The sequence below is a fragment of the Caulobacter sp. UNC279MFTsu5.1 genome (genome assembly GCF_900114015.1).
Lineage (GTDB): Bacteria > Pseudomonadota > Alphaproteobacteria > Caulobacterales > Caulobacteraceae > Caulobacter.
Genome location: NZ_FORN01000016.1, coordinates 56,927 through 70,328, shown reverse-complemented (window position 1 = coordinate 70,328; position 13,402 = coordinate 56,927). Strand labels below are relative to the sequence as shown.

Annotated in this window: 9 protein-coding genes; 1 reads left to right on the top strand and 8 read right to left on the bottom strand. The window is 68.7% G+C overall.

Translation table 11 applies throughout. The annotated features are described in order from the left end of the window. Position 1: 1 nt before the first annotated feature. From BM066_RS11315 to BM066_RS11280, 8 genes are all read right to left on the bottom strand, one after another. Entirely contained in the window at positions 2-319 is a 318-nt protein-coding gene (locus tag BM066_RS11315) for a hypothetical protein (RefSeq protein WP_143093713.1), read from the bottom strand. Continuing rightward, entirely contained in the window at positions 291-1,721 is a 1,431-nt protein-coding gene (locus BM066_RS11310) for a type II and III secretion system protein family protein (protein ID WP_143093712.1), read from the bottom strand. Before BM066_RS11310 ends, BM066_RS11315 begins: the two co-directional genes overlap by 29 nt. 71 nt (positions 1,722-1,792) lie before the next feature. Further along, a complete protein-coding gene (gene cpaB, locus BM066_RS11305) occupies positions 1,793-2,674 on the bottom strand; it encodes a Flp pilus assembly protein CpaB (RefSeq protein WP_089927735.1) in 882 nt (293 codons plus the stop codon). A 107-nt stretch (positions 2,675-2,781) separates the two neighbouring features. Then, on the bottom strand, positions 2,782-2,964 hold the full coding sequence (locus tag BM066_RS11300; protein ID WP_089927730.1) for a Flp family type IVb pilin: 183 nt from the start codon (positions 2,962-2,964) through the stop codon (positions 2,782-2,784). A gap of 437 nt (positions 2,965-3,401) precedes the next feature. Next, positions 3,402-5,075 carry a peptide-N4-asparagine amidase gene (locus BM066_RS11295; protein ID WP_089927725.1) on the bottom strand — a complete coding sequence of 558 codons (1,674 nt, stop codon included), beginning with the start codon at positions 5,073-5,075 and terminating at the stop codon, positions 3,402-3,404. A gap of 69 nt (positions 5,076-5,144) precedes the next feature. Then, positions 5,145-8,336, bottom strand: a complete 3,192-nt coding sequence (locus tag BM066_RS11290; protein WP_089927721.1) for a TonB-dependent receptor — start codon at positions 8,334-8,336, stop codon at positions 5,145-5,147. A gap of 104 nt (positions 8,337-8,440) precedes the next feature. Further along, positions 8,441-9,391, bottom strand: a complete 951-nt coding sequence (locus tag BM066_RS11285; protein WP_089927716.1) for a FecR family protein — start codon at positions 9,389-9,391, stop codon at positions 8,441-8,443. Continuing rightward, complete coding sequence (locus tag BM066_RS11280) at positions 9,369-9,896, bottom strand: RNA polymerase sigma factor (protein ID WP_255367557.1); 528 nt, start codon at positions 9,894-9,896, stop codon at positions 9,369-9,371. Before BM066_RS11280 ends, BM066_RS11285 begins: the two co-directional genes overlap by 23 nt. A 414-nt stretch (positions 9,897-10,310) precedes the next feature. Here BM066_RS11280 and BM066_RS11275 point away from each other — a divergent pair, with 414 nt between their 5' ends. After that, the gene (locus BM066_RS11275; protein ID WP_089927709.1) at positions 10,311-13,244 is read left to right on the top strand and encodes a TonB-dependent receptor plug domain-containing protein; all 2,934 of its coding nucleotides are present in this window, start codon (positions 10,311-10,313) and stop codon (positions 13,242-13,244) included. The last annotated feature ends 158 nt before the right edge of the window (positions 13,245-13,402 follow it).

The following is a 13,402-nucleotide window of genomic DNA, read 5'->3' as shown; positions in this document are numbered from 1 at the left end:
GTCAGTTGGCGGAGCCTGGGCCCTTCGCCCCTCCCTTGGACTCGATGCTGGAGGTGGCCGCCTGGGCCGGCTGGACGACCTGGTTCTTGCCGTAGCGGCCGGCCGCCAGGACGGCGCGGACGCCGTCGCCGCCGGGTTCCCGGACCCGATCGTAACGGGCCTCGGGATCGGCGATCTGGGCGGCGAGATTGGCCCGCACGGTCGCCCCGAAGCCGGGCGAGAGGTCGCGCCGCGCGTCGGCGCAGCCGGCCAGGGCGGTGACGGCGGCCAGGACCGCCAGAGGGATCATCCTAGTGCAGCACATGGCCATAGGGTCCATCGACCCCTCCCTTAGCGGCGGCGCCGGTCAGCAGCACGCGATCCTCGGGCGACAAGGCGCCCTGGCTCGACTGGCCGCGGCCCAGCAGGAAAAGCTCGGTGTCGGACGGCGGCGTGAAGCCGTCCGCCGGGGTCGCCGTCCGTCCGCGGGTCGGCTTGACCAGATGCGGCGTGACGATGATCACCAGCTCGGTCTGGTTGCGCTGGTAGCTCGTCGAGCGGAACAGCGCGCCCAGCACCGGCAGGTCGCCCAGCATCGGGAACTGACGCACCTGGTTCTGGTAGTCGTCGCGGATCAGGCCCGCGATCGTGAACGACTCCGCGTCGCGCAGCTCGACCGTGGTCTTGGCGCGGCGGACCTTGATGCCCGGGATGCGCAGGCCGTTGCTGACGAACGAGCTGTTGGGATCGATGCTGGAGACCTCGGGATTGACCACGAGGTTGATCATGCCGTCCTGCAGCACCGTCGGGGTGAAGGCCAGGCCGATGCCGAACTGCTTGAACTCGACGGTGATCGTCGTCAGGCCGCCGCTCTGGTTCTGGGCCACGGGGACCGGGAACTCGCCGCCGGCCAGGAAGCTGGCCGTGTCGCCCGACATCGCCGTCAGGTTCGGCTCGGCCAGGGTCTTGACCAAGCCCTTGGTCTCCAGGGCGTCGAACAGCACGTTCAGGTCCACGTCGCCCGCGCGCAGCGGGAACTTCAGCAGGCCGAAGCTGTCGAGCACGCTGCTGACCACGCCGGTGTCGCCGGTGCCGATCTCGAAGTTGTGGTAGCCGGGCGCGGCCGGGTCAGCCGTGGCGACGTTCAGCCGCAGGGCCTTGGCCGTGGACCGCTCCATCTCGACGATGCGCACCGACAGGGTGACCTGTTGGGTGCCCTGCACCGACATCATGTTGACCACCTGGCCGGGCGCGAAGCTTTCGGCCAGGGCCGCGGCGCGGCCGGCGGCGGCCCCGCTGCTGATGGGTCCCGACAGCACGACCGACTGGTTGCTGGCGCCGACCACCAGGCCCTCCTCGTCGGGCATGGTGTCGTGCAGCCTTTGGCGCAGGCTGTCGACGTCGGCCGAGATCACCACGTTGGCGGCCGCCACCAGCTGGCGGCCCGGGCCGTAGGCGGTGAGCGTGGCCGAGCCCAGCTTCTTGCCCACCACATAGACCGAGGTGCTGGTCAGGGGCAGGACGTCGGCGGTCTCCGGATTGGAGATCATCAGGTCGACATAGGGGGCGGGCAACTCCAGCACCTGGGCCTTGCCCACCGGCACGGTGATCTCGACCTTGCGCAGGGCGGAGGCGGAGACGGCCGCGGGTTGGGCCTGGGCCAAGGGCGGGGCCGCCGCGGCGGCGGTCAGCAGGGCGACGGCCAGGGCGGCCCCGCGCAGCAATACGATCTTGCGGTTCATCGACGAGGGTCCGATGGGGCGCGGCGCGGGCCGGCGCGGACGGAAGGGGAAAGGCGCGAGCGGGACCCGGGTCATAGCCCCACCTCGTAACCGGTGGTGACGACCCCGCGGGTGACCCGCACCTCGGTGGTGCGCGGCGCGACGGGCGCCGCGGCGCGAACGACGGACGCTCTGGCCCGGACGCTGGCGCGGACAGGGGCGGCGGGCGCGACGCCCAGCGCCCGGCCGTGCGACAGGTCGGCCAGGGTGGTGACCTGGCGGGTCAGCGGCGCCTGGTCGGAGATCTGCCGCAGCACCAGCGAGACCGCGCCGACCGCCTGGGCCAGGGTGATGGCCTGGGCCTGGTCGGGGGTGACCTCCACCGTGATGGCCTTGACCACCACCGGCTTGTCCGCCGACTGGTTGTCGGACTGGTCGACGCCGACGACGCGGACGTTCTCGGCCAGCACCTGGGTCAGGCTGCTTTCGGGCTGATTGTTGTCCCGGCTGCGGGTCAGCAGCACGTCGACCCGGTCGCCCGGCAGCACGAAGCCGCCGACACCGGCCACGTCGTTGGCGCGCAGCGACACCGCCCGCATGCCCTCGGTCAGCGCGCCGGAAAGATTGGCCCGGCCGCCGGGACCCGAGATCCGGTCCGGCAGGATCGGTTCGTTGGCGGCGATGTCCTTGAGCACGATGCGCGCGCCGCCCTGGGCGGCCGCGGCGGCCTCGATGGTGGCGAAGGCGCCCGGCGGCACGGAGTCGGCCGGATAGCGGACCACTTTCAGGACGGCCGGCTGCAGCTTGAAGCCGCGTGTCAGCGGCTGGGCGGCGACCACGACGGGCGCCGAGGCGCTTGTGCGCACGGTTGGTCCGACCTCTTGCGCGGAGCCCATATAGACTCGCGCGGCCAGCACCGCACCCAGGCCCAGCGTCACGGCGCCGGCCAGGGAAATGATGGTTCTCGTCTGCATTGGGGGCAACCCCTCCCCAGGAAGGCGACAAGCTCTGTGTCGGCCCGTCGTCCGGAACCGGCGGCGCGGCGGTTTGGGCCGCGCCGCCGAAGATCAACGGCTGGCCGTCAGCAGGTGGCGGCCGACGGATTGGCCACGCAATTGGCCGCGTCGGTGATCGCCACGCCAATGTTGGTGCCCAGCAGGACGGCGGCCACCGCGATGGCGCTGCCGATGATCGCCAGGATCAGGGCGTACTCGGCCGCGGCCGCGCCTTCTTCTTCACGAATAAAGTCATGCAGAATATTCATTTGACCTATCTCTCCTCCAGATCTACCCCGCGCCGCATTTTTCGACCGAGATTGAAAGAAGAGGTCGAGCCTCTTCGGAGGACATTTAAGGTCTTAATGGATCGTTAAGTAAATACACCGGGGTTAGTAACAAATATTGCATATTTATCTGCACGGGGCATAGATAGTTTATACGATGAAATTAACCATCTTTACTTTCAAATCCCGTAGACGACGAACTTATCAACCCGTACAGGCTCGAAAACCACTTTTAAGAGATAAGATATTTGAGCACGCCAGGATTGAATCCCGGATCGCGACGCCCCGCCCGACCGCGGGGGGCCGAAAACCTGTAAATGGTCCTCGTCCTGAGCCCGTCGAAGGACGAGGACCACGCACCGCCTTGACTGGTCGTCACCCTGACCTTGGGTCGGACGTGGGCGCCTTGTCCGACCGGGTCAGCACCCGTCCCGCGCCGTGACCACGGCGTTGTCCTTCACGACGACGGTGCGGCCGTAGCAGCCGATGGCGCTGTCCTCGAGCCGGTACTGCTGCACCGACGCCCCCGAAGCGTTCTGGAAGCGCCGGGCCGCGCGGTTGAATTGCCCCCGCGCGGTGGGCGCGACGCGGTGGCTGAGCGCGCGGGTCCAGACCCGGCCGTCCGAAGCGACCTCGCGCTCGGTGCGGGCCAGGGTCAGGTCGACGGCGGCGGTCTGGTCGGTCCCGTCGGCCGTGACCGTCTCCTGGGTGACGCTGCTGAACGGATAGGACGAAACTTCCCGGCGCGTCGAGGTCCCGGATGCGTCTTTACGCCGCGTGTCGACCCGCAGGCGCGTCGACTGCCGCATGCGCCCGATCTGGACCTTGTCGTCGGAGACGTAGTCCTGGCGATTGGAGAACGACATGGCGTAGCGCACCGTGGTGGCGACTTCGCCGTGGGAGGTCCGCAGGACGCCCGCCACCTCTCCGCCCTGGGTGAGGCGCGTGTCGATCCGCCCGTTCAGGCCCTGCTTGTCGGTTCGGAGCCGGCGCGTATCCGTCGTCGCGCGCGGCGCCGCCAGGGTGTTGCGCAGCAGCCGTCCCGAGGTCGAACTCGCCCCGGCGTCGCGCCAGGCCAGCAGGCTGGCGGTGACCAGGTAGTAGTTGCGCACCCCGGGGACTGTGACCTCGATGCGATGCGGCCGGCCGTCGTTCACCAGGCCGGCGAACGGCGTCAGGTCGATCCTGGACGGCGTGAAGTTCAAGGTCTCGGGCGCGGGCGCGGGGAACCACAGATACGGATTGATCCCGCCCGTGAAGATCCAGGGGAACAGCGAGGCCAGGCCGGCGCGCTGGCCGTCGACGAACACCTCGACCTGCCGGAAGGCCCCGCCCCCGCATCGGCCCTCCTTGTCCGAGGCCAGGGCGTCGGGCACGCAGTCGTACCAGAACTCGTCGTCGGCCTGCCCTTGGGCGACGACGTCCAGGGCCAGGCGCTCGACATTGGTCGGCAGCACCACGGTCTTGGTCAGGCGATCCTGATCCTTGGTGAGCTTGGCCAGGCCGTCGGAAATCGACTGTACGACCTGGGGCGCGGCCGGCGCGGGCGCCGAGGCCGAGGCGGGATAGAACAGCAGGCGCGCGCGCGCCGTCAGGCGCCCGGTGTAGGTCTCGTTGACGACATTGGCGATCAGCACCTCGCCGGCGCCCGGCTGGGCCAGCAGGGCGGCGTAGTCGGTGACGTCGCGCTCCACGTGCCAGGTGGGCGCGATGGCCCGGCGCGGCTCCATCGTGGTGCCGTAGTAGAGGTTCACCCCGCCCAGGTGGATGATGGCGGTGCGGTCGAACTGCCGGCCGGCGGTGACGTCGAAATCGGCCTCCAGCACGACCTTGGCCCACGGGCCGCGGCAGGCCGCCGGCGGCGCATAGGCGAAGGCGACCGGGTCCACGCCTTCGAACTGCCTGGGACCGAACAGCGGCGCGACGCAGGGCTCGCCCGGCGGCCGCGGCACGCGCGGCTCGACCTCGGCGACGGTGTTGACGCCGGGCGCGGGAAGCGGAGGCGCGGCGAAACCGGCGGGAACGGCGCCGCCTGCCTGGGCGACGCCCATGGACGCGGCAAGGCCGATCGCGGCGACGAGGATGGAAAGCATGGATCGATGACGCGTCACGGTGAGCACTCGGAAAAGGGGATTGAACAGGTCGGGGAGGGACGACGACGGCTAGAAGTCCAGACTGAAGGCGAGCTGCAGGTTGCGCCCCAGCGGGTCGTAGGTCCCGGTGTAGGTGTTGGGATTGTTGGTCGTGCCGTCCACGAAGGTCGACGGGACGACCGGCGGGGTCAGGTCGAACAGGTTGTTGGCCACCAGGCGGATCGTCAGGCCCGGGCGCAGCCGCATCGACGCCCCGAGATCGAAATAGTCGTAGGCCTGGATCCGGGTGAACGGCCGATAGGCGTAGGGCGTCGCGCCCTCGCTGAGCGCGGGATCGGCGCTGTTGGCGGCCAGCCGCGTCGGGCCGATGTGGCGCCAGGTCAGGGACACGACCGCCTCGCGCCATGGCGGTCGCCAGGTCGCGCCGAGGTTATGCCGCCACAGCGGCTGCGGCGCATAACAATGGGGCGGGCCGAAATAGCCGGCGCAGTTGCGTAGCGGATCGTCCGGCGCGCTCTTGCCGCCGGTCGTGATCAGCCGCACGCCCGACAGGTCCAGGCCGAGGCGGCCCAGCTCGCCCAGCGACATCCCGTAGCTGGCCTGGACGTCCACGCCTTCGTTGATCAGCCGCGAGGTGTTCTGGGCCCCGGTCGCGATATAGCCGCCCGCGCCCTGGCTCCCGAACAAGGCGCCGGTGTCGGCGGCGCGATGCACGAACCGGCAGTAATAGTCCTCGCCGGTGCTCAGGCAGTTCTGGAACACGCTGTCGGCGAGGATCGGCCCGATATAGCCCTTCACCGCGATGCGGTAGTAGTCGGCCGACAGGCTCAGCCCCGGCAGGGCGCGCGGCGTATAGACCAGGCCGATCGTCCGGGTCCTGGCGTTCTCCGGGCGAAGGCCGGCGTTCCCGTTGCCGCCGTAGGTCTGGCACAGCTGGTCCGGGCAGTCCGGAATTCGCCCATATTGCGCGGCGGTCACCCCGGTGTGCTGGCACGCCGCGAGCGTCGCGGCGGGGGACGGGCCGGAGCAGGGATCCGACAGGCCGATCACGCCATAGGTCGACCCCGTATAGAGCTCGGAGATGTTGGGCGCCCGCGCGGCGCGGTTGAAGCTGGCCCGGGCCAGCCAGTCCCGCGTGGGCTGATACTGCAGCTCGTACTTCCAGGTCGGCAGCAGGCCGTCGCCGGTGTTGTACTTCGAATAACGGAGGCCGGCGGTGATCTCCAGCCGCTCGACGCCGGGCCGCCCCTCGGTGATCGGCGCCTGCAGTTCGCCATAGACCTCATAGACCGATTGCCGCCCGCGCAGCGGCGGGCTCAACTGCTCGAACGCCAGCGCCTCGGCGTCGATCTTCTGCTTCAGGGAGTCGGCCCGGTATTCCGCGCCGAGGGCCACGGCGAGGCCGCGATCGCTCCAGGGGCTCTTCGCGCCATATCCGGTCAGGTCCCCCGACAGGTTAGCGACCAGGTCGGTCTGGCCGTAGTGATTGGCCCACACGTAGTCGCGATAGGCGTAGGCGTAGAAGCGCGGATCCAGGGCGCCGGGCCTGAAGACGTTCGCCGGTACGCAGGCCGGGTCGACGCCGCTCAGGGCGGCCGCGCAGGTCGGGGTTCCGGCGACCGTCACGACGTTCAGGGCCCTGGCCAACCGGGCGGGGTCGATCTCGTTGCTGTCGGACAGCGAGCTGAAGACCGTCGAGCGGATCGCCGTCAGATCGTAGCGCCAATGGTCCAGCGCCTCGCCGCGCAGGCCCACGCTGATCCGGTAGTCCTGGTTGATCGCCTCGGCGCGCAGCGGCCGGCCGCCGGGACCGCTCATGATGCCGGTGTACCGGGTCGAGATCATCTGATCCGTCCCGGCGGCCGAGCCGCAGAGCAGCGCGGCTTGGCTGGTCGACAGGAACGGGTTGTTGCAATTGACCCGGAAACCGCCTGCCGGAACGTCCGCGGTGTTGATGTAGGGGTAGAACTGACTGTAGGTCGCGTCCTTCATGTAGAGCAGGCTGGCGCGCAGTTCCGCCGTCTCGGCCACCTTGAAATTGACGAACATCCCGGCCGAGCGGCGTTCGTCCGATCGCATGAAGTTGAAGGTCTCGCGGGTGTTGGCGGCGTAGAGGCCGCCGTCCTCGCCGGGAGCGAACGCGCCGCCTTCCGTGGCGTAGAAGACCTGTCCCGCCGACGGGCCGGTGATCGGCTGGAACCGGCCGTGGTGCGTGTACAGCGTGCTGACCGCGCAGGACGGCGCGCTGTTGTCGTCCGTCGCGATGACCCGGCAGGCGGAGAAGTCGCGATCCTTCCATTGCACCGGGTCCTGGCTGCGATAGGCGCCGAACACCAGGATGTCGCCACGCCCGCCGGCGAAACGCGTTCCGGCGGCGAGGGTCAGGTCCTCGCGAGCGCCGTCCATCACCCGCCGTGGCGGGGTCTTCACGTTAGGAAAGCCCGAGGCCACGCCGCGCGTCGCGAGGTTGTCGTTGGTGTGCTGGTAGACGCTGTAGCCGCCGTCGATCCGAACGCCGTCCAGGTCGCGGTCCAGCATGAGGTTGACCACGCCGGCCACCGCGTCGGAGCCGTAAGTGGTCGAGGCCCCGCCGGTCAGGATGTCGACACGCCGGACCAGGGCGGCGGGAATGATGTTGAGGTCGACCGCCTGGACGGGCGCCAGGCGCTCGCCGCCCAGCAGGATCAGGGTCCGCTGCTGACCCAGATTACGCAGGTTGATCCGGGCCCGTCCGTCGGCGTCCGATCCGTTGGTGAACTGGGTCGAGTCGGCGCGCGCCTCGGGAAGGCGATTGATCGCCTCTTCCAGATTGAGGACGCCGCCCAGCTGCAGGTCCGCGCGGGAGAGCGTCGTGACCGGCGCCGCGGCGGTCGTATTGGCCCGGCGGATGCGGGTGCCCGTCACCACCAGCGCGTCCAGCGAGGCCGGCCCGGCGACTTCCAGAGGCGCCGCCCGCGACATCACGACGACCCTAGGCGGCGGCGACGGCTTGGACTCCAGGGTGAGCGCATAGATCCCGGGCGCGATTCGCCGCGCCCGCAGGCCCGTGCCCTTCAGGAGCCGCTCCAACCCGTCGGCGACATCGAAGGCCCCGTCCAGGGCGTTGGTCCGCCGGCCCCGTGCGGCGCCGGCGGACAGCAGCAGCTGGATGTCCGCCTGGCGGGCGAATTCGGCCACGGCCGGTCCGGCGTCCTGGGCCTTGATCCTGAAGGTCTTCACGGCGGCCATGGCGGGCTGGGTCAGGGCCAGCATCATCGTCATCAGAAGGGCGCCGCACCCACGTCCGCGCCAAGACCGCTTCCCCGGCCCTGGCGAAGGCGAGGATCCGGCCGCGCCGGGGGAGGCCTTGGAAGGGGGCGCCAGGATTACGACGCGCGCCTCCCGCCCAGGACGATCTCGTCGCCGCGAACCTCGACCTCGACCCCGAGGCTGGCGCCGACCGCCGTCGCGAAAGCCTCCGGGCCGCCGGTGTTGAAGACGCCGTAGAAGCGTTCGTCGGCGATCGTCGGGTCGGCGATGACCAACTTGCGATCGTTATAGCGGTTGAAGTCGGCGACCGCGTCCCGCAGGGTTTCGCCGGCCAGGTCGATCTTGCCGTAGCGCCACTCCAGCTTGCGGTCGACCGCCGCCGGCGTGGCCTCGCGGAGGCCGACGCCGTTGGCGACGAAGGCGCCCTGCCCGGCTTTCAGCCGCGCGGGCGCCCGGGTCGAGCCCTCCGCCCAGACTTCGACCACGCCCTCGGTGACCAGCACGTCGGCGCCGTCGAGCCGTCGGCGGACGGAAAAGGCGGTGCCGACCGCCCGCACGCGCACCGCCCCGGCCTCGACCACGAACGGCCGCTGGACGTCGCGAGCGACCTGGAACCAGGCCTCGCCCGTCCGCAGGCGGACGGTCCGCTGCTCGCGCCGGAAGGCCACCTCGACCTGGGAAGCGGTGTTGATCGCCACGGCCGAGCCGTCTTCCAGCGGCACCCGGCGAACCTCGCCGACGCCGGTCCGGAACCGATCCTCGCGCAGGACCAGGACGCCGGCGCCGACCATCGCCGCCGCGATCGCGCCCCCGGTCCCGGCCAGCCAGGCGCGGCGCGAGGCCGATCGCACCGGCCGGACGGCGGGCCGCGGGGCCGTGTGCCGCGCCCGGTCCAGGAGGCTCCAGGTCGCCTCGGCCTTGAGCAAGGCGCCATGGCGGCGCACGTCCCCCGCCAGCCAGGCATCGACGCGGGCTTCCAGTTCGGGCGTGCGGCCGTCGCGATCCCGTCGCCAGACCCATCGGGCGGCTTCCGCCTCGATATCCTCAGCCTTTTCGCGATCGATCATTCGTCTTTCTCATCCGGTCGCCGCGCACCTCGGCGCCCTCTTCCTCGAGCGCGCGCATGATCAGGCGCATGCCCTTGACCGCCTCGTTCTCGACGGCGCTCTCGCTGATGCCCAGCCTCTGGGCGATTTCACGCTGCGGCACGCCCAGGACCTTTCGCAGTTCGAACACCCGCCGGCAACGCTCCGGCAAAGCTTGGATCAGGGCCCGCACCCTGGACAGTTCGCGACACGCAGCCGCGGCCTGCTCGGGCGAGGGCTCATCCGAACAGACGGACAGCAGATCGATTTCCGTAACCGCTTCGATGCGAACCACCTTGGCGCGCCGTAACTTGTCCGTGAGCAGGTTGCGGACGATCTGGAAGAAATAGCCGTCGGGGCTCTCGATTTGGTCGACGCTGCCCAGACCCACGAGCTTGGCGTAGGCTTCCTGGATCAGGTCGTCGATCTCGTCGGACGGCGTGCGCGCGCGCCGCAGCCAGGCGCGCACGCCCGCCTCGTGCGGCATGATCTCCTCGGCGACCCACCTGACGATGTGCTCCCGGTCGGACCTCATGGCGCGTCACGCCCCGAGCGGTCGGGAAATGGTCGAGCGGACGATGCGGAGGATCTGGACACGATCTGGTCAATCATCGGGGAACTCTGGCCAAGCTGCGCCAGATAGGGGACGGCCCGGAGCGGCGCCGAGTCAAGAACACGATCGCCATCCCTTTTTCTCGTCCCTGCCCTGAAGCATGCACCTTGGCCCGCTTCGTCACGACCGCGCTCGGCGATTTGTCGTGAAAGTCACATATTTTTGTCAAGCGCCCAAGGAACCTCGCCGGGCGTCCGTCTTGACCCTTAGGGGACGCCGGGAATTCACCCGCGCCTATAGGGGTTTATCAAGATGATGGTCGGATCTGGTCGGTTCAAAGCGGGGCTCATGGCGACCATCGCCGTGTCGGCCCTGGCCTTCTCACAGGCCGCGCAGGCCCAGCAGGCCGAGACCAAGGCGGACAAGGGCGACACCGTCGACGCGATCATCGTCACCGGCACGCGCATCCGCCGGCCGAACGTTCAGTCCGCCGCGCCGATCGTCACCATGGACAAGCAGGAACTGCAGTTCCAGGGCGTGCTGAACATCGAGGACGCGCTCAACCGCCTGCCGCAGGTCCGCGCAGACAACAACCAGTTCGGCGCCGGCTTCGACAACGGCGGCCAGGCCAAGGTGAACCTGCGCCGGCTGGGCAACCAGCGCACCCTGGTGCTGTTGGACGGCGAGCGCCTGCTGCCCGTCCAGGCGATCGACCTTAACATCGTGCCTGTGGCCCTGATCTCGCGCGTCGACGTCCTGTCCGGCGGCGCCTCGTCGACCTACGGCTCGGACGCCGTGGCGGGCGTGGTCAACTTCGTGCTGAACAAGAAGTTCGACGGCGTGCAGGTCAACGGGTCCTACAGCTTCTTCCAGCACACCAACGACGACACCGCCATGCGCGGGCTGATCTCGAAATATCCGAACTTCCCGCTGCCCTCCAAGCACGTGACCGACGGCGGCCGCTGGGACATCAACTTCGCGGCGGGCAAGAACTTCGCTGACGACAACGGCAACATCAGCGTCTTCGCGGACTATCGCGACCAAAAGCCGGTGAAGTGGAGCGCGCGCGACTATTCGTCCTGCCGCGTGGTGGCCAGCACCACGGCGCTGACCTGCTCGGTCAACACCAGCTACACGCCGTTCGGCCGCCTCGACATTGGCAGCGGCCCCAACGCCGGCAACGGCTACTTCATCAACAAGGACGGCACCCAGAGCTTCGTGTCGACGGCCAACGCCGCCGACTACGCCAGCAACACCCGCAAGGACTGGAACTTCATCCGCTCCGACAAGCGGTTCACCGGCGGCCTATTCGCCAACTATCACTTCAACGACGCGCTCGAGGCCTACGCCAACCTGCTGGTGATGCGCGACGTCTCGATCGAGCAGCAGTCCGGCGCCTACGGCCAGACCCTCAGCATCAACTGCAACAACCCGTTCCTGTCCGCCAGCCAGGCCCAGAGCCTGTGCGGCGCCTCGGCCGGCACGGCCAGCACAGTCAGCGCCGACTACTACCTGCTGCAGCAAGGCCCCGGCAGCATCCCCGTCCAGAACCGCATCGTGAACGCCGACTACCGCTTCAGCGGCGGCCTGAAGGGCGACCTGTTCGACGGCTGGCACTATGACGTCAACTTCATCGCCTCACGCGTCGAGAACACGCTGTCCGACCGCAACGAGATCAACCCCGACCGCTTCGCCCGCAGCGTGAACGTCGTCAATGTCAACGGCGCGCCGACCTGCCAGTCGGTGGTCGACAAGACCGACACCAACTGCGTCGCCGCCAACATCTTCCAGGCCAACAAGATCGACCCCAAGGTCTATCCCTACGTCTACGACAACTACCGCTGGACGAACGTCGTCGAGCAACGGGACGTGACGGCCAACATCACCGGCGACCTGGGCCAATACGGGATCAAGAGCCCGTGGGCCAAGGAAGGCGTCGCCGTCGCCCTGGGCGCCGAGTACCGCCGCGAAAGCCTGAAGGTCCAGGCCGACCAGGCCACCGTCGACTACGAAGGCTGGTTCAGCACCACCGGCGGCCACTACGGCGTCAAGGAGCTGTACGGCGAGGCCCAGCTGCCGATCGCCAACGACCTGCCCTTCGTCAAGAGCCTGGTGTTCAACACCGGCATCCGGGCGTCCAAGTACGACAACCAGAAGAAGGAGCTCTACACCTCCAAGGTCGAGGGCCTCTATCGCCCGGTCAGCGACCTGCTGGTGCGGTTCAGCTACAACTCCGCCGCTCGCGCGCCCAACATCTCCGAGCTCTATTCGCCGCGGAACTTCAGCTACAACGGCGTCGACCCCTGCTCGGCGTCCTCGCTCGCCCTGCCCGGCGCGGCGACGGCGGCCCAGTGCGCCAACACCGGCGTCACGGCCGCGCAGTACGCCAACAAGTCCATCGCCGATTGCGGACCGAACGGCTGTCGCCGCTACGCGGGCGGCGGCAACCTCAACCTCTTGCCTGAGAAGGCCATCACCCAGACCCTGGGCCTGGTCTACACGCCGTCGTTCGTGCCCGGCCTGATGATCTCGATCGATCACGTCGACATCAAGATCAAGGACTTCATCGGCTACATCGACGCCAACGTGGCCCTGTCCAACTGCCTGACCACCGGCCTCCAGTACTACTGCCGCTTCGTCAAGCGCGACCCGACCACCGGCCGCCTCGACGGGACCTCGCAGACCACCGGCTTCATCTCCGGCGGCACCGAGAACACCAACATCCTCAACTACAAGGCCAACGACGTTCAGGTCGGCTACAACTTCGACATCGGCAAGTACGGCCGCATGGACCTGAACATGGTCGGCACGCTGATGATCAACAGCATGGGCCAGGACTCGCCGACCACGCCGGCTTCGGACTGCGCGGGCTACTACGGCCAGCCGACCTGCTACGCCCCCGCGCCGAAATGGGCCCACAACTTCCGGGCCACCTGGAGCACGCCGTGGCGCAACAGCAACATCTCGCTGAACTGGCGCTATATCGGCTCGACCGACCTGACGGCCAACAGCACCGACAACGCCATCAACGGCGGCGGCGGTCCCCAAGGCTACAAGATCCTGACCAAGATGAAGGCCTACAACTACTTCGACCTGGCCGGCTCGGTGATGGTGGTCAAGGACATGACGGCGCGGATTGCGATCACCAACCTGTTCGACAAGTCGCCGCCGGTCGTGCCCTCGAACTTCGTCGACGGGACCAGCAACAACCCCAACACCTATACCGGCCTCTATGACCCGCTGGGCCGGGCGGTGAACATCAGCCTGCAGTACAACTTCTAACCCGCGCGGACCGCGCCGTCCCTGGACGGCGCGGTCTTGCGCTTTTCACGCTCGCGTTTTCGAGCGAAGCGGACACCGGTTCGCGTAAAAAAATCAAAACAAAGATCTGGAGCGCCCGGCCTGATGCAGTCAGGCCGGGCGCTCTGACGTCGTCCAGG

Bases quoted from the DNA above. Each gene is read 5' to 3' on its own strand.
- cpaB (WP_089927735.1), bottom strand. From the start codon at position 2,674: ATGCAGACGAGAACCATCATTTCCCTGGCCGGCGCCGTGACGCTGGGC.
- BM066_RS11295 (WP_089927725.1), bottom strand. From the start codon at position 5,075: ATGCTTTCCATCCTCGTCGCCGCGATCGGCCTTGCCGCGTCCATGGGC.
- BM066_RS11285 (WP_089927716.1), bottom strand. From the start codon at position 9,391: ATGATCGATCGCGAAAAGGCTGAGGATATCGAGGCGGAAGCCGCCCGA.
- BM066_RS11275 (WP_089927709.1), top strand. From the start codon at position 10,311: ATGGCGACCATCGCCGTGTCGGCCCTGGCCTTCTCACAGGCCGCGCAG.
- BM066_RS11300 (WP_089927730.1), bottom strand. From the start codon at position 2,964: ATGAATATTCTGCATGACTTTATTCGTGAAGAAGAAGGCGCGGCCGCG.
- BM066_RS11280 (WP_255367557.1), bottom strand. From the start codon at position 9,896: ATGCCGCACGAGGCGGGCGTGCGCGCCTGGCTGCGGCGCGCGCGCACG.
- BM066_RS11290 (WP_089927721.1), bottom strand. From the start codon at position 8,336: ATGACGATGATGCTGGCCCTGACCCAGCCCGCCATGGCCGCCGTGAAG.
- BM066_RS11310 (WP_143093712.1), bottom strand. From the start codon at position 1,721: ATGAACCGCAAGATCGTATTGCTGCGCGGGGCCGCCCTGGCCGTCGCC.
- BM066_RS11315 (WP_143093713.1), bottom strand. From the start codon at position 319: ATGGACCCTATGGCCATGTGCTGCACTAGGATGATCCCTCTGGCGGTC.